This window comes from Celerinatantimonas sediminis (assembly GCF_046054195.1).
Taxonomy (GTDB): Bacteria; Pseudomonadota; Gammaproteobacteria; order Enterobacterales; family Celerinatantimonadaceae; genus Celerinatantimonas.
The window spans coordinates 168,908-192,963 of record NZ_JBEQCS010000007.1; the positions used below are offsets into that span (position 1 = coordinate 168,908).

Below are 24,056 nucleotides of genomic sequence, written 5' to 3' on the forward strand. Positions count from 1 at the left end.
AATTTACAAACAAGTGAGGAACGATATGGTTACCATTCGTTTACAACGCGGTGGCGCTAAAAAGCGGCCATTTTATCAGGTTGTTGTCGCTGACAGCCGTTACGCTCGTAACAGCCGTTTTATCGAAAACGTTGGTTTTTATAACCCAATCGCTAAAAACGAGTCAGAAGAAAACCTGCGTATCGATTTAGATCGCATTAAACACTGGATTGCCCAGGGTGCGACTGTTTCGGTTCGCGTTGAAAAACTGATTAAAGACGCACAAGCTGCGGCTTAATCGTTAGTTAAAAAGGTAATTGAGATGAGTCATCCAGAAACAGTCATCGTAGGGCGCTTAGGTGCTGTATATGGCATTAAAGGCTGGTTGAAAGTGAACTCTTTTACCGAACAGGCCGAAGCAATTTTTGATTACTCGTCATGGATGGTTGGTAAAGATAGCCAGCTTAAAAATGTCGAAGTAGTTGAGTGGCGACGCCATAATCATTCGTTGATTGTTAAATTAGCCGGGTTTGATGTGCGTGAGCAATCGCAAACTCTTACTGGGTTAGATATTGCCGTTGAGGCTGAACAGTTACCTGAGCTTGCTGAAGATGAATTCTATTGGCGAGACCTGCTCGGTATGCAAGTTGTAAACCGCCAAGGTTATGACTTGGGTAAAGTGACTGACTTAATGGAAACAGGCTCCAACGATGTTTTGGTGGTTAAAGCAAATTTAAAAGATGCTTTTGGCAAGAAAGAGCGGTTAATTCCGTTTATTGAGTCACAAATGGTCGATAGCGTCGATCAGAGTGCTCAAGTCATTACAGTTGATTGGGACCCTGGTTTTTAGTGTCCGAGATGAGTGAGCAATCACCAAAGCTCTGGATTGGCATAATTAGCTTATTTCCAGAGATGTTTGATGCCATTAGTGAGTATGGGGTAACAGGGCGAGCCGTGCGTAACGGATTGCTTGAAATTAACCGGTTTAATCCGCGTGATTTCACCCATGACCGTCATCGAACTGTCGATGATCGCCCCTATGGTGGTGGTCCTGGAATGTTGATGATGGTTCAGCCGCTTAAAGATGCAATTAGTGCAGCAAAACAAGCAGCTGGCTCTGATGCTCGGGTGATTTATCTTTCTCCTCAGGGGAATACTTTTAATCAGGCTAGTGCTGCAACGTTGGCTAAAAGTGAAAAATTAATTTTTCTCTGTGGCCGATATGAAGGAATCGATGAGCGATTAATTCGCTCTGAAGTTGATGAAGAGTGGTCGATTGGAGACTACGTCCTAAGTGGCGGAGAGCTCCCAGCGATGGCGATGATCGACTCCATCAGCCGACTTATTCCCGGAGTTTTAGGGGATAGCGCTTCAGCTGAGCAGGATTCTTTTTCACAAGGGTTGTTAGATTGTCCGCATTACACGCGTCCGGAAGTATTGGATGGGCAGACAGTCCCTGAGGTGTTACTCAGTGGCAACCATAAAGCGATTGCGCATTGGCGTTTAAAACAATCACTGGGACGGACATACCAAAGACGACCAGAGTTATTAGAACTTCTAGCTCTGACTGACGAACAGCAGGCATTGCTTGCTGAGTATATTCGTGAAAATAACGAGTAAACACACGACAGTTTCAGTTAATACTAGGATGAGAAATTATGAGTAATATCATTAAAGCGCTCGAACAAGAGCAAATGAAACAAGATGTTCCTGCATTCTCTGCAGGTGACACTGTAGTTGTTCAGGTTAAAGTAAAAGAAGGTAACCGTGAACGTCTGCAGGCTTTTGAAGGCGTTGTAATCGCCAAACGTAACCGTGGTTTACATTCATCTTTCACCGTACGTAAAATTTCAAGCGGTGAAGGTGTTGAACGTGTATTCCAGACTCACAGCCCGTTAATTGACAGCATTACTGTGAAACGTCGTGGTGATGTCCGTCGTGCGAAAATCTACAACCTGCGTAATCTGTCAGGTAAGAAAGCACGTATTAAAGAAAAACTGGATAAAAAATAAGTTTTTCTGGAAAACGGATAGGAAAAAACCAGGCCATGTGCCTGGTTTTTTTATGCCTGAGGTAAATCATGCTACTTGCTTTTTAAAGCCGCAAAACACTCTCCATTGTCATAATGGCATCAATCTATCAACGCTAAAAACAGTTCTGACTAATGCGTTACGGTTACCACTGAATTGTCTTCGCCAAATGCATTTGGATAATAGGCATCAGCTTCCCAGTCATTTTCGAACATCTCATCGCCATCTGGTGAACAGAGTTTATAGCGAAATTCATAACTTGGCTTTTTATCAGTAGGTAAGCTCACGATAGTTTTAAATTTGCCATTTTTCATATGTTCCAACTCAATGGGTGTCCAGTCATTAAATTCACCTAATAAATAGACTTTTGCGGCATCATGAGCGGCCTGTTTGCTGACCTCGAAAGTAACGCGAACTTCAGGGCGTGATTTCAGGTACTGTTTTTTTAACGTCATTGCTTAATGCTCCTCAGCTAAAAACAATTGGAATTGGGGTAAACAGAAATTTTGCGCTTTACACTCAGTATTATTTTGAGCATAGTCCAAGATTTATACAATGGGTAAAATTGTTTAACTTCCGATGGTTAATGCGCTGCTCTATAGCGCAGTGCAATAGCTTTGCGATGTGGCTTTCGGGAAAAATGAAATGTCTGTGTTTTTCTTTTTATCTATAACGAGTATTGAAAGCCGCGTTTTAGCTGAGATTAGCGAAATGTTTTTCTAGTAATGCTTGGGTAAAGCTGCGCCGCAAATAAAATCCGCGGGGTAAGGTTTCAATGAGCTGACCATCACGCCCATAAGCCTGGGTTCTTACTTTACTATTGGCCGCTTTGGGGCGCAGCTGCAGCGCAACGCCGTGACGAGCGGTGATTTCATCCACCCGGCCAAAGGCGACGGCTTCCATTAATTCTTCCCAATCTTGGCGCAGTATTGCCTCTTCTTCTTGATCTGGTGACCACAGCAGTGCGTGGCCAATCATTCGATTGGCAATTGCAATCGAGCGCTCAGCTAAAACTGGCACCCATAAAACCTGTGAAAGTTTATTTCTCACGTTCGATTGTTGCCACGTTTCTCCTTGCGCATGGAGCAGCTGAGTCATACAGACATAGGTACTTTCTAAAGGACGGCCTGATGCATCAATTGGCAAAGATTTAAGTTCAACACCTAAATTCGGAAAGTCTTGCACAGGTTTACTCCCAGCACTTGCACCCAGTGCTAACTCTAATAGCTGTCCTGTCCATCCTTTCTCTTTTCTGGCATTTTTGGGTAGTTCAATGTGCATCTGCTCAGCTAGTTCTTGAAGTGATAATCCGGCGATAGCTTTTGCGCGCTCAAGTAGCTCGGTAATTGATTGTGGAGCGTTATTCATAATGGCCTAGTTATTCAATGCAGACAATTATTGTACAACAGTTAATTGAATCTGAGTTGGGGATTTTTCCTTATCCTAAAATATTTTAAAAATATAATAAAAACATTAAGTTAAATAATCTAAAAGAAAACTAATAATTAGAATTTTAACTCATGCACGGGTTATGCCCGATGACTCAGAGAGAGCTCACAGACTTATCCACAAATTTATTGAATAACCTCAGTAGCAGCATGTTTGTCTATGTCTAAATCCGTTAAAATTGGCAATTGATGGATCAATAGCCAATTTGATGAAATAAAAACAGGGGATAAGTCCAATATGGTGTTTTTTTAAGCGGTTTTTAAGGAGGCTTTTGGATGGCTTAAATTAAATCCGAATAAATTAAAAAAACATCTTTTAAAACATATAGATGCTGTTATTCTTAGAGAGTTATAAAGGATGTTTTATGCACAGCTAAATAGTTATTTGTGTGTAACTGATAGGTTATCCAAGTGTTTATCCACAGTTTTTTTGGAAAAAGTCCCAATAGTTGTTAGATTCATTCACCGCAGTGGATTGTCATAACTCGCATTGTTGATATTTATTCTTCGGGATACTCATTATTGGTTTGCTGCTATCGCACAGATGTGAAAGAATCAGTTTATAGCTTGGAATTATAACTGAAGGTATTTCAGTGATTGATGGTGATGGTTATCGTCCTAATGTTGGCATCATCATTTGTAACAGACGAGGGCAGGTGTTGTGGGCCAGACGCTTTGGCCAGCACTCTTGGCAGTTCCCCCAGGGAGGTGTGAACGACGGTGAGACGCCGGAACAAGCGATGTTTCGGGAGTTATTCGAAGAAGTTGGACTTAAATCTGATGATGTTCGAATACTTGCTGTAAGCCGGCATTGGTTACGTTACAAATTGCCAAAACGATTAGTTCGTTGGGACAGTAAACCGGTATGTCTGGGACAGAAACAAAAGTGGTTTTTGATTCGCCTTGAAGGTAAAGAGTCTAAAATTTGCTTTGATAGCTGTGGGCATCCGGAGTTTGATGACTGGCGATGGGTCAGTTATTGGTACCCCGTGAGACAAGTCGTATCATTTAAACGAGATGTTTATCGCAAGGCTCTTAAGGAGTTTGCGCCACAGTTAATGGGGGGATTGAAAGAACGCCCTAATAGGCGGCGGCGAAAAAAGCCTCGTCAGGTTCGCTCTGCAACTTCATAAATTTATGTGATGATCTCGCTGTGCATCCAAACCCCGAGCCTTAAGAGTGGTTCCTCACCACTCTTAAGGGCTGTTTTAGTCGTATCGTGTAATCTTTCATAAGTCTGTCTGCACAGGTCTTCTCGGTGTTTTAATATTTTAGATAGGCTTATTGACTGCAATTTAAGGAGAGTTCGTTGTTAACCGAGTTGCGAAGAGTCATCGAACGCGTGGCCCAGGCGTCTTCATTTGAACAAGCTATCCACTTCTTGGTGAGCGAAGTGCGAGCCACTATGCAGGTTGATTGCTGTAGTGTTTATCAGGCGGATAATAAACATCAACGTTTAGTGTTACGCGGTAGCGATGGCTTAGCTCAGTCGGCAGTTGGACGAACATGGATAAGTTTTGACGAAGGGGTCGTTGGGCTGGTCGCTCGGCGCGAAGAGCCTCTTAATATTGCCGATGTGTATCAGCATCCGAGTTTTAAATACCTGCCCGAAGCGAAAGAAGATTCGTTTAAATCGTTTCTGGGTACACCGATTATTTATCACCGAGAATTATTGGGTGTATTGGTTGTACAGCAATCTGAAGTGCGCTCATTTAGCGATACCGAAGAAGCTTTTTTAGTGACCTTAGCCGCTCACCTATCGAGTACTTTACGCCATGTCGATTTAGCCGAAATGATGCAAAAATCGCAGTCATTACCACGGGCAACGATTCGTGGTATTGCAGGTGCTTCTGGAATAGGGATGGCACAAGGCTGGGTTTTACAGCCGCCGGTTGAATTAACTGAACTTGAAATAGAAACAACGACACAAATTGATGCAGAGCTTGAGTTATTAGAGAATGCGTTTGCTAAAACGCGCTCAGATCTTGAGGCGATGACTTTGCGCCTTGGTAAACAGCTGCCGCGAGATGTTCTATCCATTTTCGAAGTTTATCAGGGCATGCTTAATGATGTCAGCTTTGTTAAATCGCTGCGTTTAAAAATTAAGCAAGGCTATAGCGCGTTAAGCTCTTTGCAGTTGGTGTATAAAGAATATCTCAAGCAGTTTGAAGCGCTCAGCGATAATTATTTAAAAGAGCGAGCTGTGGATCTGAAAGATCTATGTCAGCGCTTATTAATGCACTTAAATCAGCCTCAGTTTAACCAATTCCCGCAGCGCTCGTTTGTCCTCGTTGCCGAAGAAGTCACCGCGACCATGTTGGGTGATATTCCTCGTGAGCGGCTTGCCGGAATTGTGGCTCAGCGCGGCACGAGTAATTCGCATGCGGCGATTTTAGCGCGCACCATGGGGATCCCTGCCGTGATGGGGGTGAGTGCGGACATTGCTTTGTTGGCGCAACGCTTTTTAATTATTGATGGTTACACGGGCAATATATTTGTTGAGCCAGATGTGATTTTACGCAGTGAATATCGCCAATTATTGCGCCAAGAAGAGGTGATGAATGCTCAGATTAATCAAGAGCTTCATGCCCCTGCAATTTCCCTAGATGGACAAGCGATTGAATTACTGGTCAATGCTGGATTAAGTACCGATGCCGATAGGGCTGAAAGTGTTGCCGATGGCGTTGGATTGTATCGCACCGAAGTTCCATTTTTATTGCAGAACCGCTTTCCATCAGAGGCGGAGCAATATCAGAGCTATCTTAAAATTTTGGCCAGTTATCATGGCAAGCCCGTTTGCATGCGTACTCTTGATGTCGGTGGCGATAAGCAATTGCCTTATTTCCCCATTCATGAAGAAAACCCATTTTTAGGCTGGCGCGGCATTCGTATGACGCTGGATCACCCTGAAATTTTCATGGTGCAATGTCGGGCGATGTATCGAGCGGCATTGGTCTATCCAAATCTGTCGATTATGCTGCCGATGATAAGCTCTATTCAGGAAGTCGAGCAGGCAATCGGCTTATTGGACCGTGCTTGGGCTGAAATCTTAGAGGAAAATCCTGATAAAGTGGGTATCTCAAGGCCGAAGCTCGGTGTGATGATTGAGGTGCCCTCGGCGTTATTCATTTTGCCAGAGCTTGCGCAAAAGGTCGCTTTTTGGTCAGTAGGCTCGAATGATTTAACGCAATATCTATTGGCTGTGGATCGCAATAACAAGCGTGTGAGCGGCGCTTATTCAACGTGCCATCCCGCAGTGATTCGAGCTTTAAATTACATCCATACTCAAGGTCAAGTACTTAACTCCAGTGTAAGTGTTTGTGGTGAGATGGCCGGGGATCCAATTGGCGCGATAGCATTACTGATTTTAGGGTATCGTCATCTTAGTATGAGCAGCTTTAATCTGGCTAAAATCAAATATCTGATTCGTCGTGTCGATTTAAGTGAATTGAGCGCGCTCAAAGAGCCATTACTGAGTGCTGGTAACCGTGAACAGGTGCAGACAATCTTGTCTGATTACTTAGAGAAGCGCGACCTGTTGCATTTAGTCCGAGGGCATCGTTAGTTGCAAGCACTTGTGTTCTGCCAAGGAACCTTGCACAATCAACACCTCTTTTTGACGACGTTGTTTGGTAGAAGGGCTTTCTTGTGAGGACATACTGGCATTATCCGCATATCGACCCGGTTGCATTTTCCATCGGACCTATTGAGGTTCACTGGTATGGTTTGATGTACTTGGTCGGTTTTATCTTTGCACTGTTTTGTGCCAATCGTTACGCCGACCGAGATGATAACGATTGGAACCGCAATCAGGTTAGCGACTTGCTGTTTTACTGCTTTTTAGGTGTGATTTTAGGTGGCCGCATTGGCTACGTTCTGTTTTATCAACTGCCGCTATTTATCTCTCATCCGTTGTATATCTTTAAAATCTGGGATGGTGGCATGTCATTCCATGGCGGCTTAATTGGCGTAATTTTGGCAATGCTCTATTTTGCCCGCAAGACGCATCGTCATTTCTTCTTAGTTGCGGATGTCGTTGCCCCTTTAGTACCTTTTGGTCTAGGTGCTGGGCGAATTGGTAACTTTATTAATGGCGAGTTATGGGGTCGGGTTACCGATGTCCCATGGGCGTTGATATACCCTGATGCAGGCCCGTTGCCTCGTCACCCGTCAGAGCTTTATGAATTCTTATTAGAGGGCGTATTACTGCTTATTATTTTGCAAGTCTATTCACGGCGCAAACCCCCAATGGGTGCAGTGTCGGGGATGTTTTTGCTGATTTATGGCTGTTTTCGCTGTTTCGCTGAGTTCTTCCGCCAACCAGATCCGCAGTTAGGATTCTTTAGCTTTGGTACGACCATGGGGCAAATTCTATCGGTCCCAATGATTATTATTGGTGCTTGGGTCCTCATATGGGCATATCGCCGAGCTAAACGTTCTTAATCGGTCTGGATTACAAAAGAGGTCGATGACCTCTTTTGTATTTTCTTAAACTGAGAATGGGTATTTGATTGGTTCGTGATGCTGATAGCCTTCGACTTTAAAATCATCCAGTGTGACCCAGCTTTCCAAATCTTTAAGAGTTTTAATCTCAGGATTGATATGAAAAGTCGGCGCTGGCAGTGGCTCTCTTTTTAGCTGGACATCTCTCATCAGTTCTAGTTGGTCTTCATAAATGTGCGCATTTACAATTTTATGGTAGACCTTACCCGGTTTCTTGCCAGTGATTTGCGCCATAATCGCGAGCAAGAAATAAGCCTGAACCATATTAAAATTAAGCCCCAGAGGCACATCGCAACTGCGCTGGGTGCTATTTAAATACAATGTATCGCCAAGCAGTGAAAAATGGTGGCTATACATGCATGGCCGCAGACACGCCCGGTCAAATACCCCTGGATTATAAAACGTCAGTATCTCACCTCGATTGTCTTGGCCACGAGTCAGGTCATCTACAATCTGTTGCAATAAGTCGATTCGTGAGCCATCAGCACAGCGCCAGTTTCTGGCAACAACACCATAAGCTTCACCGATATCATCTTCGCCTTTTCGATGAGGGTTATTGAGCCAGTCTTGGTTCTCGTTGGCGTTGGCATCCCACGTTTTGGTGCCTATTTGACGAAAATCAGCTGCACTGGCGTATCCACGTAGATAACCTATCATCTCCGCAACGGCTGCTTTCCAGAAGCTTTTTCGAGTTGTAACTAATGGAAAAACACCATTTTGGACGTCATAGCAGAGATCGGCATTAATAACGGTTAAGCAGCGTTTGGCTGTGCGCTTATTATCTACCCAGACACCTTCGTCAATGATCCGGCGGCATAAATCGAGATATTGCTTCATAGAAAATAGTTTTTTGTCTCAAGGGTGGTGAATTCTAACATGCTAGCCTAAGTTTTATGAGTGGTTAGGCAATCTTTGTGTCGTTAGAGAGTCGGTTATTTATTATTAATATTCGGTTAAACCTTAAATGATCTCAATTAGAAGTGAGTTTTTTATAGATACAAAGCCGCTAAACTAATGATTCGTCGAGTCAATCGTGGGGAATGAATGTGCGGGGATTTATAGATCGTTTCTTAAAAATGGAAGCTGCCAGCGGCATTTTATTAATTATCGCTGCCATCGTCGCGTTGGTCATGGCCAATTCGCCCTTGAACCATCTCTATGTGCATCTGTTTGATATGCCTGTGCAGGTTCGCGTTGCATCATTGAATATTGAAAAACCACTGTTGCTCTGGGTCAATGATGGCCTGATGGCGATATTCTTTTTGGTGATTGGTCTTGAAGTTAAACGCGAAGTGCTAGAAGGCGAGCTTTCTAGCCGAGACAAAGCAAGCTTGCCAATATTTGCCGCTTTGGGCGGGATGATTGTGCCGGCTCTGATTTTTTTAATGTTTAATCATGGTGACCCAACGCTTAAAAATGGTTGGGCGATTCCGGCGGCGACCGATATTGCGTTCGCCTTAGGAATTATGGCGTTGTTAGGTAAACGTGTTCCTAGCAGCCTGAAAGTGTTCCTTTTGGCACTGGCGATTGCTGATGATCTGGGAGTGGTGATTATCATCGCAATTTTTTACTCCCACGGGATGTCTGTTGTGGCTCTTGCTTGTGCGGCAGTGGCGCTGATTGGCCTGATTATTTTAAATAAACGCGGATGCAGCTCACTCACACCTTATATGTTGTTAGGAATTATTTTATGGGTCGCGGTACTTAAATCAGGTGTGCATGCCACCATTGCAGGGGTGTTGTTAGGGCTGACCATTCCACTGCATGTCAAAGGCCATGAGCATTCGCCACTAGAGCGTTTAGAGCATTCTTTGCACTCCATTTCAGGTTATGTCATTTTGCCAATATTCGCATTTGCTAATGCGGGTATTAACTTGGTTGATGCTGAATCAGTATTTCATTTACCGCTCTCATTAGGGGTAATGCTCGGTTTATTTATTGGTAAGCCTGTGGGAATTTTTCTAGCAAGCTATCTGGCTATTCAACTAAAAGCTGCCAAATTGCCTCATGGAACGCAGTTTAAGCAGCTTTTTGCAACCAGTGTATTAGCTGGTATCGGTTTTACCATGTCAATTTTTATCACTTCGCTGGCTTATCCTGGAATGCAAGCACAGATTGACCAAGCCCGGCTAGCGATTTTGCTTGGTTCATTTTTTGCTGCCTGTTGTGGTTATGTGCTGCTAAGAGCTACAACGCACAAGCCGCAGATACAGTCAGCATTGGAGACTTCTTCACCAGCAGATCACTAAGGAGCAATCCATGGTCAAAAAACTCGCGATTAGTATTTTTGCCTTAGTCGGGGCGATGTTGGGGCTTCCGGTTCAGGCACAGATGCATAATCCATATGACTGTCAAAAGCAGCCTCAGTTATGTAAGGCTTATCTGCAAGGCGTGGTTGATAGCTTAAATGAGCTTAAAGCCCAATCAGATATGCAAGATGCATTTAGTGAACGAGCGCTGAAATCTCGAGGAGGACAACGCTATCAGTGGGCATTGGGGCAATACTGTGACCAAAATACGATGATTCATTGGCAAAATTGGGCTAAAAAGCAAAATCTTTTGCCGAATCAACGAATTTGGTTGGAAAGTGAACTGAAGAAATTAAATGGCTGTGATTAACCCATTCATAGGGCTGAAGATCTTCTGTGATTAGTTTTACGCGAATCTGCGAGCCATTTTAAGCAAAGGAGCTTTGCGGCTCCTTTGCGTATAGAGGCATTGATTTTGCGCGGCGCGTTGCCAGATGCGTCTTGTTGCTCGTTGCTATTGTTTGTTGATTTTCACTCTTTGCTTGAAAGAGCGCTTAAGCGATGAGCTGTTCAGAAAATTATCAGTTGTAGACCTTCTTGAAACTAAACTGTAATATCATTAACTTATTTGTTAATTCATGGCTTACTAATACAGCTTTTTGCATTAAAAGACCTCTGGGTGGTATCAATAGCACACGAGGGATGCTGATGCAAAGCAGTAGTGGGTGGTAAATTTGTTGATTGGTTCAATATGGCGCATCTGAATTATAATCACCTTTATTATTTCTGGATGACCTATAAAAGAGGGTCTGTCACTGCGGCCGCTCAGGCACTATTTTTAACGCCGCAAACGGTTACTGGGCAGATAAAACTCTTGGAAGAGCGATTCAAAGGCGCTCTGTTTATCCGCAAAGGCCCTAAGTTATTGCCAACCGAACTTGGCCAATTAGTCTTCAAATATGCTGATAAGATGTTTTCATTAAGCTATGAAATGATGGACATTATTAACTATTCAGGACAGGAAAATCAGCTATTTGAAGTTGGTGTTGCCGATGCACTGAGTAAATCATTGGCGGCAAAGGTTTTAGAGTCGGTTATTCCTAACGATGGTCGCTTACAATTGCGCTGTATCGAATCTACTCACGAGATGTTATTGGGGCAATTAAGCGAGCATAAACTGGATATGATCCTCTCAGATTGTGCGCTTGACAGCGATAAGCAAGATACTTTATTTAGTAAATGGCTGGGTGAGTGTGGGGTTGCTTTTTTTAGCTCGGAGCCATTGAGCGAGCCTGCCTTTCCCGCGTGTCTTGAGACTCGGCCACTGCTGATTCCTTCGCGGCGTAGCGCCCTTGGGCGAAAACTTCTGAGCTGGTTTGAAGAGCAGGGACTGAGTGTCAAAGTTATGGGTGAGTTTGACGATGCGGCGCTAATGACGGCATTTGGTTGTCAAAAAGGGCGCATTTTCGTCGCACCATCTATCTATACCGAGGATATTATGCGCGATGGCCGCGTCTATCAACTTGGGACAACTGAAGCGATAAAAGAAGAGTATTATGTCATTTTTGCTCAAAGGATGATCCAGCATCCCGCTGTTAAACGACTCTGTGAGCAAAATTTTAGTGAATTATTTGCTGGAATCAATTAGCGATGAGTGAACAAGAGATAACATTGTCGATGCAGGATATGCAGGCAAATTCTGCTCCAGCCTTAGCTTTACTAAAAGCCCTGGCTAATGAGCACCGATTGATTATTCTGTGTTATCTAATTGAACGTGAATATTCAGTTGGGGCACTCAATCAGTGTGTTGAGTTGAGTCAGTCGGCTCTGTCTCAACATCTAGCATGGTTGCGCCGGGAAGGTATTGTTAAAACTCGCAAAGAAGCGCAGACAATCTATTATTCTATTGCCAGTGATAACGCTAAAGCGGTTTTAAAGCTACTGCATCAGCTTTATTGCTAAATCACAGGCACAAAAAAACCGGCTAAAGCCGGCTTTTTGTCGATCAAAAAGCTTACAGCGCTTTGATCTGAGCGTTCAAGCGACTCATATGACGAGCTGCTTTATTTTTATGAATCAGGCCTTTAGTTGCGGCACGATCCAGAACTGACTGCGCTTGTTTCAAAGCGCCTTGCGCTGTTTCTTTATCGCCTGCTGCAACAGCTGCAACTACTTTTTTAATGTAGCTACGCATCATGGAGCGGCGGCTAGCATTGTGCTTACGGCGTTTTTCAGCCTGTACAGCACGTTTTTTAGCTGACTTAATATTAGCCAAGGTTTACTCCCGAACTCGAATCTCTTAAAGGCCGTGGAATATGCCTTTTTTCTCGTGTGATGTCAAACAAAATTTAACCAAGTCGCGATCATCTGTTATTTCTTACCGCACAAGGTTAAACTGGGGCGCAATTTTAGCAGCTTCTGGCGCCCAAGTCATGGCTGATTATCGAGGTAACAGCAAATTTGAGTAAAAAATTATTAAAATCTGGCGCAATTGTGAGTTCCATGACGTTAATCTCGCGCATGTTGGGGTTAATTCGTGATGTTGTGGTGGCCAATTTGCTCGGAGCTGGCACGGCCGCTGATGTATTCTTTTTCGCTAACCGCATTCCCAATTTTTTGCGGCGATTATTTGCCGAAGGCGCTTTTGCTCAAGCATTCATTCCAGTTTTTACGCAATACAAACAGCAAGAGCAAGAGGACGAACTACGGGAGCTCGTGGCGCGCGTCAGCGGGACTTTAGGGCTGATTGTAACGATAGTTACCTTAATTGGGATGATTGCCTCGCCAGTTGTGGCCATGATTTTTGGTACCGGTTGGTTTATCGATTGGTTACACAATGGCCCAGATGGGCATAAATTTGTACTCGCTTCTTTATTATTAAAAATCACCTTTCCATATCTGTGGTTCATCACCTTTACGGGGATGGCTGGAGCTATTTTAAATAGCTTTGGCCGTTTTGCGGTTGCATCGTTTACTCCGGTATTTTTAAATGTTGCGATGATTGTTGCCGCGATCTACTACGCGCCTCATTTGGCTCAGCCTGAAGTTGGTCTGGCATGGGGGGTGTTTTTTGGCGGGCTTTTACAGTTTTTATTTCAACTGCCGTTTCTATTGCGCCTTAAAATGTTGCGCTGGCCGCGCTGGGGCTGGAAGCATCCTGGCGTCACGCAAATTCGTAAATTGATGTTGCCAGCATTATTTGGGGTGTCAGTAAGTCAAATCAATTTGTTGTTTGACACCTTTATGGCAAGCTTTTTAGTCAGTGGCTCGATTAGTTGGCTGTATTATTCAGACCGGTTATTGGAGTTTCCGTTAGGGTTATTTGGAATCGCTATCGCAACGGTCATTTTACCGAGCCTGTCAGAGCGTCATGTCGATAAAAATCCCGAGGAATTTGCTCGCACCATGGATTGGGCCGTGCGTATGGTTGGTTTATTAGGGATCCCTGCGATGGCCGGGATGATTATTCTATCCACACCCATGTTGCGCGTTTTGTTTATGCGCGGTGCTTTTGATGCCAGCGATGTTCACCATGCAACTTATAGCTTGATCGCCTTTTCTTGTGGGTTGTTGTTCTTCATGCTGATCAAAATTTTTGCACCTGGATTTTATGCTCGCCAAGATACCCGTACGCCAGTTCGCTACGGAGTGATTGCGATGGTGACGAATATTGTTTTAAATGGGATCTTTATTGTCCCATTTGGCTACATCGGTATGGCGATGGCCACTGCTTTGTCTGCGTGTTTAAATGCATGTTTGTTATATCGCGGTTTGCTCAAAGCAGGTGTGTATCGAATTAGTCGCTACAGCTGGCTATTTTTAGCCCGAGTTGCACTGGCGAGTATCATTATGGCGGCGGGACTTTATTATTTTCTTCCCTCATGGAATAACTGGATACATCTAACTTTTATTCGCAGTTTGTATTGGTTAGTTGGAGGAATTGTCGCAGCGATTGTCGTCTATGGGGTATCTCTGGTAGCCTTGGGGGGAAGATTATCCCATTTGAAAAGCTCCAGCGGGGCTGTATCTGACGAATAAACAAGCTATAATTCGGCGTTTAGCGTCGTGAGATTAGGCTGTATTGATTGATGAAACTGATCCGAGGCATAGACAACATTCGAGCTGAACATGCTGGTAGCGTGTTAACGATTGGCAACTTTGATGGTGTCCATCGCGGTCATCAGCAGGTAATTACGCAATTATTAGAAAAAGCTAGGGCCTGCGGTAAAAAAGCAACTGTGATGCTTTTTGAACCACAACCGATGGAATTTTTTGCGCCAGATAAAGCACCAGAGCGGATCAGTTCATTTCGTGATAAATATTGTCAGCTAGCGGCACTTGGTGTTGACCAGCTGCTTGTTGTGCGTTTTTGTCAGCAGTTTTCCTCTTTTAGCGCAGAGCAATTTATTGAGCAACTGTTGGTCAAAAAGCTTGCGGTCAACCACTTAGTGATCGGTGATGATTTTCGCTTTGGTAAAGCTCGCCGAGGTGATTATGCGATGCTGTGTGAAGCGGGCGAGCAATATGGCTTTTCAGTGCAAAATACTCAGTCTTTTTGTCAAAAAGGTCAGCGGGTTAGTAGCACAGGCATTCGCCAAGGCTTACATGACGGTGATTTCGACAGAGTGAGTCAATGGCTGGGGCGACGCTATCAAATTAGCGCCAAAGTCAGTTACGGCCAGCAGTTGGGTCGAACGTTAGGATTCCCAACTGCCAATCTGCGCCTTCCTCGAGGCTCAAGTCCGTTGCGCGGCGTTTATGCGGTACTGGTGCGACAGCTCAATGGGCAAGAAGTGTGCTGGCCTGCAATTGCTAATTTAGGCAAACGACCGACCGCTAATGGTCGCGATTTGCTTTTAGAAGTACATATTCTAAATCAAAAGCTGTCTTTGTATGGACAGCGCTTAGTGGTTGAACCACTTTGGAAATTAAGAGACGAAGTAAAATTTGATTCGTTGGATGCGTTAAAAACACAAGTTGACGCGGATATTCGACGGGCAAGAATTTGGTTTAATAACCAAGATTATCTAACTGGAACTGTGGATCGATGAGCGATTATAAAGATACGTTAAATCTGCCAAGCACCGACTTTCCGATGCGAGGCAATCTGGCTAAACGTGAGCCAGCCATGTTGCAACGTTGGCAAGAAAAAGGCTTATATCAGGCTATCCGGGCCGCCAAAAAAGGGAAAAAATCCTTCATTTTGCATGATGGTCCTCCTTATGCGAACGGCAACCTTCATTTAGGCCATGCGGTTAACAAAATCTTAAAAGACTTCATTATTAAATCGAAAACGCTCTCTGATTATGATGCTCCATATATTCCAGGTTGGGATTGCCATGGGTTGCCGATTGAACTTCAGGTAGAAAAAAAGGTTGGTAAACCTGGTCGTAAAGTGACCGCTGCTGAATTTCGCGAAAAATGCCGTGAATATGCTGCCAAACAGATTGATGGTCAGCGCAAAGACTTTATCCGTATGGGAGTGATTGGCGATTGGCAAAATCCTTATCGCACCATGGATTTTAAAACCGAAGCCAATACTATCCGTGCTTTGGCTAAAATTGTTGAGAATGGCCACCTATTGCGCGGTTCTAAACCTGTGCATTGGTGTTTAGATTGTGGTTCAGCACTGGCAGAAGCTGAAGTTGAATACGAAGACCGTGAAAGTTTCGCCATTGATGTGCGCTTTCCAGCAGCAGACCCTGTTGAGTTGACCAGTAAATTTGGCACAACTGTCGGGGAAGGCCCTGTCTCTGTTGTCATTTGGACGACAACGCCTTGGACACTTGCGGCTAACTGTGCTGTTTCATTAAACGCTCGTCTGAGTTATGTCTTGGTTGAAATCAATGGCCTTGATGGCATTGAGCGGATTGTTTGTGCTGAAGATTTACTTGAGCCAATGATGCAGCGCGTGGGAATCGAAGCATACAAAGTGTTAGGTTCATGCATGGGCCAAGATCTTGAACTGCTGCAGTTGAACCATCCGTTTAACGATTATCAGGTGCCAATTATTTTAGGTGACCATGTCACCACTGAATCAGGTACTGGTTGTGTTCACACCGCGCCTGCTCATGGTCAAGACGACTATGTTGTTTGCCAGCAATACAATGTTGAATCGCGTGACATCGTAGGCCCTACGGGTGTTTATCTACCCGGCACGCCTTATTTTGAAGGAATGCATATCTTCAAAGCAAACGATGCTATTTTTGATCTGCTGCGTGAGAAAAAGAATTTATTTTATTTAGATAAAATCGTGCACAGTTATCCTCATTGCTGGCGCCATAAAACGCCAATTATCTTCCGTGCTACGCCGCAGTGGTTTATTGGCATGGATAAAACTGGATTGCGTGCTCAAGCTTTAAGCGAAATTGAAGAAACTCGCTGGATCCCTGCTTGGGGACAAAATCGAATTGAATCGATGGTCGCCAACCGTCCTGACTGGTGTATCTCTCGTCAGCGCACGTGGGGTACGCCAATTGCTTTGTTTGTGCACAAAGAAACCAACGAGATTCATCCTCGCAGCGTCGAGTTGATGGAAGAAGTGGCTAAACGCGTTGAAAAATCCGGTATTCAGGCTTGGTTTGATTTAACCGAAGAAGATTTACTCGGGGAAGAAGCCAAAGATTATCGCAAAGTGCAAGATACGTTGGATGTCTGGTTCGATTCAGGCTCAACTCACTTTAGTGTTGCCAGTGAGCGTGAAGAGCTCGCCGGTCGCGATATCGATATGTATCTGGAAGGCTCTGACCAGCATCGAGGTTGGTTCCAGTCTTCGTTGATGATTTCAACCGCGATTCATGGCCGTGCACCATACAAACAGGTGTTGACTCATGGTTTTACCGTTGATGGTGAAGGGAAAAAATTCTCTAAATCGCTAGGTAATGGGATTGCCCCTCAAGACATCTGGAACAAATTAGGTGCTGATATCTTGCGGTTGTGGATTGCATCAACCAACTACACAGCTGAAATGACCGTGTCTGATGAAATTATCAAACATGCCGCCGATGCTTATCGTCGTATCCGTAATACATCACGGTTCTTGTTGGCCAACTTAAGTGGTTTTGAACCAACTTCAGATATGGTTGCCACCGATGATATGGTTGAGTTGGACCGCTGGATGCTACAGCGCGCTGTTGCCACTCAACAGACTATTGTTGAAGCGTATGAAAACTATCAGTTCCATGTTGTATATCAGACACTGATGCATTTCTGCTCAATTGAATTGGGTAGTTTTTATCTGGATATCATCAAAGACCGTCAATACACCGCGAAAGCAGATGGTCACGCACGTCGTTCTTGTCAGAGTGCTTTGTACCATATCGCTGAGGCTCTAACGCGCTGGATTGCGCCAATTTTGAGCTTTACTGCGGATGAAATTTGGCAAGCGCTACCAGGTGAGCGAGATGAATTTGTTTTCACTGGTACTTGGTATGAAGACTTTGGCTGTCAGGTCGACTCTCAAGCTGACCGATTCTGGCAAGAAATTCAAAATGCGCGCGATGAAGTGAACAAAGTCCTTGAACAAGCCCGTAATGACAAACAGATTGGTGGCCAGCTAGAAGCCAAAGTTACCTTGTTTGCAACTGGTAAACTCAAAGCTGATTTAGAGCATTTAGAAGACGAACTGCGCTTTGTGTTACTTACCAGTGATGCATCCGTTAGCGATTTATCCGAGGCGCCAGACAATGCGCAGGATACTGAGCTGGATGGACTTAAAGTGCTCGTTGAAAAAGCACCGGGTGAGAAATGTGAACGCTGCTGGCAGCATCGCACTGATGTTGGTGCAGACCCTGAGCATCCGACTTTGTGTGGCCGTTGTGCCACGAACGTAGCAGGCGCTGGTGAACAGCGTAAATTTGCTTAATGGTTCGCTCTAATGCATTGCGCTGGCTGTGGCTCAGCGCTGTGATGTTGCTCATCGATCAGATTAGCAAGCATGTGGTGGCCGGCTCGATGGCATTGTTTGAGTCTAAGCCCGTCACCAGTTTCTTTAATCTGGTTTATGTCCATAATTATGGCGCGGCCTTTAGCTTTCTAGATTCTCAAGGTGGGATGCAGCGCTGGTTCTTTACCGTATTAGCGGTGGTGGTCTGCTTATTCTTGGTCTTTTGTCTTAAGCGGATGAAAAAGCATCAACCGATAAGTGCCGCCGGATACGCGCTGATTATCAGTGGCGCGTTGGGCAATGTGATTGATCGCTTATTATACGGTTATGTAATCGATTTTCTGGATGCGCATTATGGCGGTTATCATTGGCCGGCATTTAATGTTGCTGACAGCTGCATCTGTGTCGGTGCGGTTTTATTGATCCTCGATAGCTTTATTCATCCGAGCAAACGCAACGCCAAGGAGTCATCATGATTGAGCAAGGCTCGAAGGTCTGTTTGCACTTTGTGCTGGTTAAAACAGATGGACAGGTTGTTGAATCAACCTATGAACGAGGCCATCCAGTTGATTTAACAATCGGTGATGGCCATCTTCCGCCAAGCTTTGAGCATTATCTGCTGGGCCTTAATGTAGGTGATAAGCAGCAGTGGGAGCTTAGCGCTGACAAGGCGTTCGGTGAACACTTAAGTGAACGGGTAAGTTATTTTACTCGCGATCAATTTCCATCGGATGAAGCGTTGAAAGTTGGCATGGTGATGGGGTTCTCTCAGCCTAATGGGGCTGAATTGCCAGGGATTATTCAAGCCATAGAAGGCGATAGCGTGACTGTCGATTTTAACCATCCGTTGGCGGGTGAGCCAATTGTGTTTGCCGTTGAAATCGTCTCTTATGAAACACCTGACCGGAGGTAAAAGTGGAGATTATTTTAGCTAATCCACGAGGTTTTTGTGCCGGTGTCGATAGAGCTATCTCTATTGTTGAGCGGGCGTTGGAGCTATTTGAAGCGCCAATTTATGTTCGCCATGAAGTGGTTCATAACCGCTTTGTGGTGGATGGGTTGCGCCAGCGAGGGGCTGTTTTTGTCGACGAGCTTGATGAAGTTCCAGAAAATGCCATTTGTATTTTTAGTGCTCATGGCGTTGCCCAGGCTGTTCGTCAAGAAGCGAAAGCGCGTCAGCTAAAGATTTTTGATGCAACATGTCCATTGGTGACAAAAGTTCATATGGAAGTAACCCGCGCTAGCCGCCGCGGTACAGAGTGTATTTTAATTGGTCATCATGGACACCCTGAAGTCAACGGTACGATGGGCCAGTATAGTAATCCTGATGGCGGGATTTATCTGGTTGAGACGGTCGAAGACGTTGCTCGATTAGAGATTAAAAACCCAGATAATCTGTTCTATTGCACGCAAACCACACTCTCTGTTGATGACACCTCTGATGTGATTGACGCGCTGCGAGAGCGGTTTGTGAATATTCAGGGACCGCGTAAAGATGATATCTGCTATGCAACGCAGAATCGTCAGGATGCTGTTTCAAATTTGGCTAGAAATGCCGATGTGGTGTTAGTTGTCGGCTCGGCAAACTCATCAAATTCAAATAGATTGCGTGAAAAAGCTGCTCGTCTTGGAACGCCAGCCTATCTGATTGACAGCTCTGAAGACATCGATGCGAATTGGTTTAACCAAGATAGCAAAATTGGCGTGACTGCAGGTGCTTCAGCGCCCGAAGTCTTAGTTGAAGATGTCATTAGCCGTTTGCAAGAACTCGGTGCCACAACTGTTACTGAGGCCTCTGGCCGCGAAGAAAGTATTGTTTTTGAAGTGCCAAGCGAGCTGCGTATTATTTAATATCGTTTAGCTTAAGTAATTAGACCTCCTGCGGGAGGTTTTTTTATGCCTGTAAAAAGTGTTTTTGACTTTAATGATAAAAATATTAATAATGGTCTAGCCATTTTAAGATGATGATTGTTGTGAAAAACCTTGGGTTTAGTCTGGTGGAAGTGTTAGTCGCTGGCATGTTATTGGCTGTGGTGATGGTCGCGCAGATTCAGAGTGTGCAAAATATGTTGGTTGATCAACGCCGCGACGAGCAGTTGCAAAGTATTGAGGCAATTAATCGCTCGATTCTAGCCCTTGCTATAGCCCAACATACAATTTGGCTGACAGATGGTTCATGGCAGTGGCGCTACCATGATGGTAGTTCTGATGATGATTCACGCTTGGCAGGTTTAGTTAAAGTGATCCAAGAGCAGCAGCTTGATGTGAGTGATTTTTCAATTAACTTAAATGTTAGTGCATCCGGCTTAGCTGATTGGACGATTCGTTGGCAAAGCAACACTTGTGAGAGCGAGTGTCCATCTCGTAGTATTTCTCGACAAGTGCAACTGATGTGATGAAGCGTATACGGTGCCTCGGATATTCGTTACTTGAGGTAATGATTGCGCTAAGTTTGGCGCTGCTGATTTTAGCGGGAGGTTATCATTGGTATTTGAGCTTAACTGAGCAGCAACAACGCCTCAACCAGTACAGCAATATTCGCATGCGCGCCGAAGCTGCAATGAATTTAATGGCTTCTTCAATTGCTAACTCAGGCAGTTGGGGCGGATTAAACTATCTTTTTGAAAACGCCGACCTTTCAACGCTTAATCAAGATTGGTGCGAACTTTCGCAGCTGCCAGTACTCACTGATGATGACGGCTTTGCCGTAGCGATTGAGGCGTTTACAACGCCTGCTGATGCCAGTGAATTGGGGTGCTTAGGCTCGCAAACACATCCGTTGCTAGCTGACTCTGTCGTGTTGCAATTGCGTGAATTAACAGGGCCGGTTACCAGTAAACCTGATGAAGGGGTCATCTGGCAGAGCACTCAAAATGATGGAACAGTTTATTACTGGTCTTATCAAAATGAGTGGTTTTTCTTAGTTCATGACGATGAGAGCGTTGGCTTGATGCGACTTTATGCTGATTCCGATGGCGTTAAAGGAGCAACTGGTGGTGTTTTAATTCAGTCGATTACTCAGCTCAATATGGAGTTTGGATTGTGCTCGTCAAGTGGTGAATTGAACTGGCTCACTCTTTCACAGATGGATGCCTTAAGCTGGGAGAAAGTGCGAATAGTTCATCTAGGAATACTAGCCCAGGCACTGAGCCCTGATCAAAGCTATTTAAACACCAATCAGTATACGCTGGCTGGTGAAACATTCGGGCCATTTAATGATCATTATCGACGCGTTGCATTGAATCAGCTGATTGCTCTGTCGCCTGGGGAGTCGCCATGTTCAGACGAGCAAACTCAGGCATTGTAATGGTCAGTATCTTGATTTTGCTAATGGTGATGACGATTGCAACTCTCAACATCATTGAGCTTAGTCGCCAAGCTGGCGAAACAGTGATGATCAGTAGAAGTAGTAACATTGCGTATATAAATTTGTTTAATCAAAGTTCAGCATGGGTAAGCGCCAATATTCAAAGTGATTCGACTGGGCAATGGCTTTGTAAGAGTTCGTGTCTTAACAGTCAAAGCCAATGTGGTATTTATGCCTCAAGTATTGTTGTTGATAATCATCAGCTCAATGTCGGTATGATCAAATCATCTCCGCCTGAATCTGTTGGGCTATGTGCTAAAAGTCAGCTTACCCAGCCTATAGGCAGTTTATTATGGATGAATCGGTAAAGAGCTCTGGTTGGACTTTAATTGAGCTTTTAATTGCGATGGCTATTAGTGTGCTATTAATGCTAATGGCATTGCCGAGTTATTGCAGTTGGCTTGGTGAATATCATCGTCAGCAGGCGATTGTTCAGTTGTATGCGCTTCGCGAGACAATGGAGCAGTATTATTTGGACAATGATCAGTGGCCTGCTAATTTAGCCGCACTATCTTTTACCTCTGGCAGTGTTGAAGGCTACCAATTTGCACTAACTTCTAATGATGAAGACAGTCCGCCTTCGTTAAGTGCCACTCCTTCATCAGCACAAATGCACGACGACCCGCAAGTTGAACAAATTACTATGGATGTGAATGGCACTTGTGAAGTTACTATGGTGGATGGCTCAGTCGCCGTCTGCCAAGGGGCATTGAGCTGATTTCACATGGAAATTGGCGACAGCGCTGACTGTGATAGCTCGCGCTTGTTGGTTTTCACAAAGATAAAGCGTCTGCTGGTAACCATATGCAAAGCCTCGATTATTAATCCGAATGTGGCTACGGGAGCCATTAATCTGAACCGCTTGAGGTAATTCAATAGTTTTTAAAAGCTCATCCTCGCCATTTAACTCACCATTTCCATCTTCATCAATAAAAATGCTGATTTGATTTATCCATGAATCTTGGCACTCTTGAGTGTTACTTAATGAACAAATCTGTATAAAATTTTGCGTTTGCAGTGCTTGAAGTTTAGCCCAGCGCAAACTGCTGATTAACGATTGAGCAGCTTGTTGGAGTTGTTGGGATTGAATAAAATAACTATTTGGCGACAACGAAAACCGGGCAAACAAGGCAATAAGACAAGTAGCTATCAGCATCTCGGTTAATGAGAGCCCTGATATTTTTATTGGTTTGACAATATGTTGTTTGTTATGAGCACAATACATAGCATATAGTGTAAACAGCTGAGTGTGATTTATATTGTTAATTCTATCAATAAAAATCAATAGTTGTTTGTCGCATACAGCTGCTTTTATCTATATTGATATGTAAGACAAGTGAGGGAGCAAATATGAAACAGGTCGTTGCAATTATTAAACCTTTTAAAATGGATGATGTTCGAGAAGCATTAGCTAACGTCGGCATTACAGGAATGACGGTGACAGAAGTGAAGGGTTTTGGACGACAAAAAGGTCATACAGAGCTCTATCGAGGTGCTGAGTACACAGTCGATTTTTTACCTAAAGCAAAAATTGAAATGGTTGTTGAAGATGAAGATGTCGAACGCTGTATCGAGATTATCACTCACACCGCTCGTACTGGCAAAATCGGTGACGGGAAAATTTTTGTGCGTGAAATCCAGCGGGCGATTCGAATTCGTACCGGTGAAGTGGACCAAGACGCAATTTAACTCAATGACGATGGCTCCATTGTGGAGCCATCGGCGCTTTAAAACTTAAGAAGAAGGCTGAGCATCAAGTACGCTCTGGCTGCGTTGGGCCAGTTGTGGTAAGCCTAATTTTTTATAACCTGCCACCATTACTTTAAGAGCCGCTTTTGTTTGAGAGCTTTGCGGATAAGTTGTCAGAATATTCTTCGCTCGGTTGATAGCCGCTAAATAAGCTTCTCGTTTCATATAATAATGGGCAATGTCGATATCATGACGAGCCAGTTTATCTTCGAGTGAGATCATCCGTTGGCGAGCATCTGCGGCATATTTACTGTTTGGGTAATGTTCGACAATGATTTTAAAATCTTTAAATGCCGCTTTTGAATAACTCGGATCGCGACTCGCTCGGTCAATCCCTAAAAATGACTGCATAAAGTTATAGTCTGCCGCGATATTGGTCAGGCCTCGCATATAATAAACATAATCAAGCGATTTATTCACCGGATTGTTGCGAATGAACTGATCAATATTGGCCAGAGCTTTCTCAGTCTCTTCACGTTTGTAATAAATGTAAATCAGTTTGAGCTGGACTTGTGTTGCGTACGGGCCAAAAGGGTAACGGTTATCAAGTGCTTCAAAATATTGTTCTGCTCGTTTGTAATCGCTGACAGATAAAGCTTCTTGCGCATCGCTGTAGAGTTGGGCGGCCGGTTTATCTGGGACGGCAGGTTTATCATGAGTACTTGAACAACCAGTTAACAATGCTACGCAAAGCGAAAAACTGGCAAAAATATGACTATAACGCATAAGCAGAATGGAAGTTTCCTAAAATAACTGTGTGCATAAAAATGAAAGTATCCTTTATGCTTTTGCAAAAGAAAAGCTAAAATACCCAACTTTGCTAAATTAGATATATAAATCACAAGT

General features: G+C 44.2%; 28 protein-coding genes. 22 read left to right on the forward strand and 6 right to left on the reverse strand.

The window, feature by feature from the left end:
• Positions 1-25 precede the first annotated feature (25 nt).
• From rpsP to rplS, 4 genes are read left to right on the forward strand one after another with little or no spacing between them, the layout of a single operon-like run.
• Positions 26-277 carry a 30S ribosomal protein S16 gene (gene rpsP / locus ABTQ23_RS10500; RefSeq protein ID WP_408615666.1) on the forward strand — a complete coding sequence of 84 codons (252 nt, stop codon included), beginning with the start codon at positions 26-28 and terminating at the stop codon, positions 275-277.
• A gap of 24 nt (positions 278-301) precedes the next feature.
• Entirely contained in the window at positions 302-829 is a 528-nt protein-coding gene (gene rimM, locus ABTQ23_RS10505) for a ribosome maturation factor RimM (RefSeq protein WP_408615667.1), read from the forward strand.
• 8 nt (positions 830-837) lie between these two features.
• Positions 838-1,599 (forward strand): tRNA (guanosine(37)-N1)-methyltransferase TrmD, encoded by a 762-nt coding sequence (gene trmD, locus ABTQ23_RS10510; protein ID WP_408615668.1) that lies wholly within the window; start codon positions 838-840, stop codon positions 1,597-1,599.
• 38 nt (positions 1,600-1,637) lie between these two features.
• The gene (gene rplS, locus ABTQ23_RS10515) at positions 1,638-1,991 is read left to right on the forward strand and encodes a 50S ribosomal protein L19 (protein ID WP_408615669.1); all 354 of its coding nucleotides are present in this window, start codon (positions 1,638-1,640) and stop codon (positions 1,989-1,991) included.
• Between the two features lie 149 nt (positions 1,992-2,140).
• Here rplS and ABTQ23_RS10520 read toward each other — a convergent pair whose 3' ends face one another.
• A complete protein-coding gene (locus ABTQ23_RS10520; protein WP_408615670.1) occupies positions 2,141-2,464 on the reverse strand; it encodes an isoamylase early set domain-containing protein in 324 nt (107 codons plus the stop codon).
• 238 nt (positions 2,465-2,702) lie between these two features.
• The gene (gene mutH / locus ABTQ23_RS10525) at positions 2,703-3,377 is read right to left on the reverse strand and encodes a DNA mismatch repair endonuclease MutH (protein ID WP_408615671.1); all 675 of its coding nucleotides are present in this window, start codon (positions 3,375-3,377) and stop codon (positions 2,703-2,705) included.
• A 673-nt stretch (positions 3,378-4,050) separates the two neighbouring features.
• On the opposite strand from mutH, the gene rppH reads away from it, so the two are divergent.
• The 3 genes from rppH (at position 4,051) to lgt (ending at position 7,900) form a co-directional block, all read left to right on the forward strand.
• On the forward strand, positions 4,051-4,590 hold the full coding sequence (gene rppH, locus ABTQ23_RS10530) for an RNA pyrophosphohydrolase (protein ID WP_408615672.1): 540 nt from the start codon (positions 4,051-4,053) through the stop codon (positions 4,588-4,590).
• A 176-nt stretch (positions 4,591-4,766) separates the two neighbouring features.
• Positions 4,767-7,022 (forward strand): phosphoenolpyruvate--protein phosphotransferase, encoded by a 2,256-nt coding sequence (gene ptsP / locus ABTQ23_RS10535; protein ID WP_408615673.1) that lies wholly within the window; start codon positions 4,767-4,769, stop codon positions 7,020-7,022.
• An 83-nt stretch (positions 7,023-7,105) separates the two neighbouring features.
• Positions 7,106-7,900, forward strand: a complete 795-nt coding sequence (gene lgt / locus ABTQ23_RS10540; RefSeq protein ID WP_408615674.1) for a prolipoprotein diacylglyceryl transferase — start codon at positions 7,106-7,108, stop codon at positions 7,898-7,900.
• A 45-nt stretch (positions 7,901-7,945) separates the two neighbouring features.
• On the opposite strand, the gene ABTQ23_RS10545 is transcribed toward lgt, so the two are convergent.
• On the reverse strand, positions 7,946-8,797 hold the full coding sequence (locus ABTQ23_RS10545) for a thymidylate synthase (protein WP_408615675.1): 852 nt from the start codon (positions 8,795-8,797) through the stop codon (positions 7,946-7,948).
• A gap of 209 nt (positions 8,798-9,006) precedes the next feature.
• On the opposite strand from ABTQ23_RS10545, the gene nhaA reads away from it, so the two are divergent.
• From nhaA to ABTQ23_RS10565, 4 genes are all read left to right on the forward strand, one after another.
• A complete protein-coding gene (gene nhaA / locus ABTQ23_RS10550) occupies positions 9,007-10,209 on the forward strand; it encodes a Na+/H+ antiporter NhaA (RefSeq protein ID WP_408615676.1) in 1,203 nt (400 codons plus the stop codon).
• A 10-nt stretch (positions 10,210-10,219) separates the two neighbouring features.
• Positions 10,220-10,579, forward strand: a complete 360-nt coding sequence (locus tag ABTQ23_RS10555; RefSeq protein ID WP_408615677.1) for a hypothetical protein — start codon at positions 10,220-10,222, stop codon at positions 10,577-10,579.
• Between the two features lie 381 nt (positions 10,580-10,960).
• The gene (gene nhaR, locus ABTQ23_RS10560) at positions 10,961-11,857 is read left to right on the forward strand and encodes a transcriptional activator NhaR (protein WP_408615678.1); all 897 of its coding nucleotides are present in this window, start codon (positions 10,961-10,963) and stop codon (positions 11,855-11,857) included.
• A 23-nt stretch (positions 11,858-11,880) separates the two neighbouring features.
• On the forward strand, positions 11,881-12,171 hold the full coding sequence (locus ABTQ23_RS10565; RefSeq protein ID WP_408615707.1) for an ArsR/SmtB family transcription factor: 291 nt from the start codon (positions 11,881-11,883) through the stop codon (positions 12,169-12,171).
• A 52-nt stretch (positions 12,172-12,223) separates the two neighbouring features.
• Here the strand turns inward: ABTQ23_RS10565 and rpsT are convergent, their stop codons facing one another.
• A complete protein-coding gene (gene rpsT, locus ABTQ23_RS10570) occupies positions 12,224-12,484 on the reverse strand; it encodes a 30S ribosomal protein S20 (protein WP_408615679.1) in 261 nt (86 codons plus the stop codon).
• 185 nt (positions 12,485-12,669) lie between these two features.
• On the opposite strand from rpsT, the gene murJ reads away from it, so the two are divergent.
• The 10 genes from murJ to ABTQ23_RS10620 all read left to right on the forward strand — a co-directional run bounded on the left by murJ (position 12,670) and on the right by ABTQ23_RS10620 (position 22,179).
• On the forward strand, positions 12,670-14,247 hold the full coding sequence (gene murJ, locus ABTQ23_RS10575) for a murein biosynthesis integral membrane protein MurJ (RefSeq protein WP_408615680.1): 1,578 nt from the start codon (positions 12,670-12,672) through the stop codon (positions 14,245-14,247).
• Between the two features lie 50 nt (positions 14,248-14,297).
• Positions 14,298-15,260 carry a bifunctional riboflavin kinase/FAD synthetase gene (gene ribF, locus ABTQ23_RS10580; protein WP_408615681.1) on the forward strand — a complete coding sequence of 321 codons (963 nt, stop codon included), beginning with the start codon at positions 14,298-14,300 and terminating at the stop codon, positions 15,258-15,260.
• A complete protein-coding gene (gene ileS, locus ABTQ23_RS10585) occupies positions 15,257-18,073 on the forward strand; it encodes an isoleucine--tRNA ligase (RefSeq protein ID WP_408615682.1) in 2,817 nt (938 codons plus the stop codon). Before ribF ends, ileS begins: the two co-directional genes overlap by 4 nt.
• Positions 18,073-18,570: a signal peptidase II gene (gene lspA, locus ABTQ23_RS10590; RefSeq protein WP_408615683.1), complete on the forward strand. Its 498-nt coding sequence runs from the start codon at positions 18,073-18,075 to the stop codon at positions 18,568-18,570. The genes ileS and lspA overlap by 1 nt, the downstream gene beginning before the upstream one ends.
• Positions 18,567-19,007, forward strand: a complete 441-nt coding sequence (fkpB, locus tag ABTQ23_RS10595) for an FKBP-type peptidyl-prolyl cis-trans isomerase (RefSeq protein ID WP_408615684.1) — start codon at positions 18,567-18,569, stop codon at positions 19,005-19,007. Before lspA ends, fkpB begins: the two co-directional genes overlap by 4 nt.
• 2 nt (positions 19,008-19,009) lie before the next feature.
• On the forward strand, positions 19,010-19,945 hold the full coding sequence (gene ispH / locus ABTQ23_RS10600) for a 4-hydroxy-3-methylbut-2-enyl diphosphate reductase (protein ID WP_408615685.1): 936 nt from the start codon (positions 19,010-19,012) through the stop codon (positions 19,943-19,945).
• 110 nt (positions 19,946-20,055) lie between these two features.
• Positions 20,056-20,490 (forward strand): type II secretion system protein, encoded by a 435-nt coding sequence (locus tag ABTQ23_RS10605; RefSeq protein WP_408615686.1) that lies wholly within the window; start codon positions 20,056-20,058, stop codon positions 20,488-20,490.
• Positions 20,490-21,401 carry a PilW family protein gene (locus ABTQ23_RS10610; protein WP_408615708.1) on the forward strand — a complete coding sequence of 304 codons (912 nt, stop codon included), beginning with the start codon at positions 20,490-20,492 and terminating at the stop codon, positions 21,399-21,401. The genes ABTQ23_RS10605 and ABTQ23_RS10610 overlap by 1 nt, the downstream gene beginning before the upstream one ends.
• A complete protein-coding gene (locus ABTQ23_RS10615; protein ID WP_408615687.1) occupies positions 21,371-21,769 on the forward strand; it encodes a hypothetical protein in 399 nt (132 codons plus the stop codon). Before ABTQ23_RS10610 ends, ABTQ23_RS10615 begins: the two co-directional genes overlap by 31 nt.
• The gene (locus ABTQ23_RS10620; RefSeq protein ID WP_408615688.1) at positions 21,754-22,179 is read left to right on the forward strand and encodes a type IV pilin protein; all 426 of its coding nucleotides are present in this window, start codon (positions 21,754-21,756) and stop codon (positions 22,177-22,179) included. The genes ABTQ23_RS10615 and ABTQ23_RS10620 overlap by 16 nt, the downstream gene beginning before the upstream one ends.
• Here ABTQ23_RS10620 and ABTQ23_RS10625 read toward each other — a convergent pair.
• On the reverse strand, positions 22,147-22,617 hold the full coding sequence (locus ABTQ23_RS10625; protein WP_408615689.1) for a GspH/FimT family protein: 471 nt from the start codon (positions 22,615-22,617) through the stop codon (positions 22,147-22,149). The two genes, ABTQ23_RS10620 and ABTQ23_RS10625, sit on opposite strands and share 33 nt — an antisense overlap.
• A 194-nt stretch (positions 22,618-22,811) precedes the next feature.
• Between ABTQ23_RS10625 and ABTQ23_RS10630 the strand changes: the two genes are divergently transcribed.
• On the forward strand, positions 22,812-23,150 hold the full coding sequence (locus ABTQ23_RS10630) for a P-II family nitrogen regulator (protein ID WP_408615690.1): 339 nt from the start codon (positions 22,812-22,814) through the stop codon (positions 23,148-23,150).
• 45 nt (positions 23,151-23,195) lie between these two features.
• Here ABTQ23_RS10630 and ABTQ23_RS10635 read toward each other — a convergent pair whose 3' ends face one another.
• Positions 23,196-23,936, reverse strand: a complete 741-nt coding sequence (locus ABTQ23_RS10635) for an outer membrane protein assembly factor BamD (protein ID WP_408615691.1) — start codon at positions 23,934-23,936, stop codon at positions 23,196-23,198.
• Between the last annotated feature and the right edge of the window lie 120 nt (positions 23,937-24,056).

Bases quoted from the DNA above. Each gene is read 5' to 3' on its own strand.
- rpsP (WP_408615666.1), top strand. From the start codon at position 26: ATGGTTACCATTCGTTTACAACGCGGTGGCGCTAAAAAGCGGCCATTT.
- rimM (WP_408615667.1), top strand. From the start codon at position 302: ATGAGTCATCCAGAAACAGTCATCGTAGGGCGCTTAGGTGCTGTATAT.
- trmD (WP_408615668.1), top strand. From the start codon at position 838: ATGAGTGAGCAATCACCAAAGCTCTGGATTGGCATAATTAGCTTATTT.
- rplS (WP_408615669.1), top strand. From the start codon at position 1,638: ATGAGTAATATCATTAAAGCGCTCGAACAAGAGCAAATGAAACAAGAT.
- ABTQ23_RS10520 (WP_408615670.1), bottom strand. From the start codon at position 2,464: ATGACGTTAAAAAAACAGTACCTGAAATCACGCCCTGAAGTTCGCGTT.
- mutH (WP_408615671.1), bottom strand. From the start codon at position 3,377: ATGAATAACGCTCCACAATCAATTACCGAGCTACTTGAGCGCGCAAAA.
- ABTQ23_RS10545 (WP_408615675.1), bottom strand. From the start codon at position 8,797: ATGAAGCAATATCTCGATTTATGCCGCCGGATCATTGACGAAGGTGTC.
- ABTQ23_RS10555 (WP_408615677.1), top strand. From the start codon at position 10,220: ATGGTCAAAAAACTCGCGATTAGTATTTTTGCCTTAGTCGGGGCGATG.
- nhaR (WP_408615678.1), top strand. From the start codon at position 10,961: ATGGCGCATCTGAATTATAATCACCTTTATTATTTCTGGATGACCTAT.
- ribF (WP_408615681.1), top strand. From the start codon at position 14,298: ATGAAACTGATCCGAGGCATAGACAACATTCGAGCTGAACATGCTGGT.
- ileS (WP_408615682.1), top strand. From the start codon at position 15,257: ATGAGCGATTATAAAGATACGTTAAATCTGCCAAGCACCGACTTTCCG.
- lspA (WP_408615683.1), top strand. From the start codon at position 18,073: ATGGTTCGCTCTAATGCATTGCGCTGGCTGTGGCTCAGCGCTGTGATG.
- fkpB (WP_408615684.1), top strand. From the start codon at position 18,567: ATGATTGAGCAAGGCTCGAAGGTCTGTTTGCACTTTGTGCTGGTTAAA.
- ABTQ23_RS10605 (WP_408615686.1), top strand. From the start codon at position 20,056: ATGATGATTGTTGTGAAAAACCTTGGGTTTAGTCTGGTGGAAGTGTTA.
- ABTQ23_RS10610 (WP_408615708.1), top strand. From the start codon at position 20,490: ATGAAGCGTATACGGTGCCTCGGATATTCGTTACTTGAGGTAATGATT.
- ABTQ23_RS10615 (WP_408615687.1), top strand. From the start codon at position 21,371: ATGTTCAGACGAGCAAACTCAGGCATTGTAATGGTCAGTATCTTGATT.
- ABTQ23_RS10620 (WP_408615688.1), top strand. From the start codon at position 21,754: ATGGATGAATCGGTAAAGAGCTCTGGTTGGACTTTAATTGAGCTTTTA.
- ABTQ23_RS10625 (WP_408615689.1), bottom strand. From the start codon at position 22,617: ATGCTGATAGCTACTTGTCTTATTGCCTTGTTTGCCCGGTTTTCGTTG.
- ABTQ23_RS10630 (WP_408615690.1), top strand. From the start codon at position 22,812: ATGAAACAGGTCGTTGCAATTATTAAACCTTTTAAAATGGATGATGTT.
- ABTQ23_RS10635 (WP_408615691.1), bottom strand. From the start codon at position 23,936: ATGCGTTATAGTCATATTTTTGCCAGTTTTTCGCTTTGCGTAGCATTG.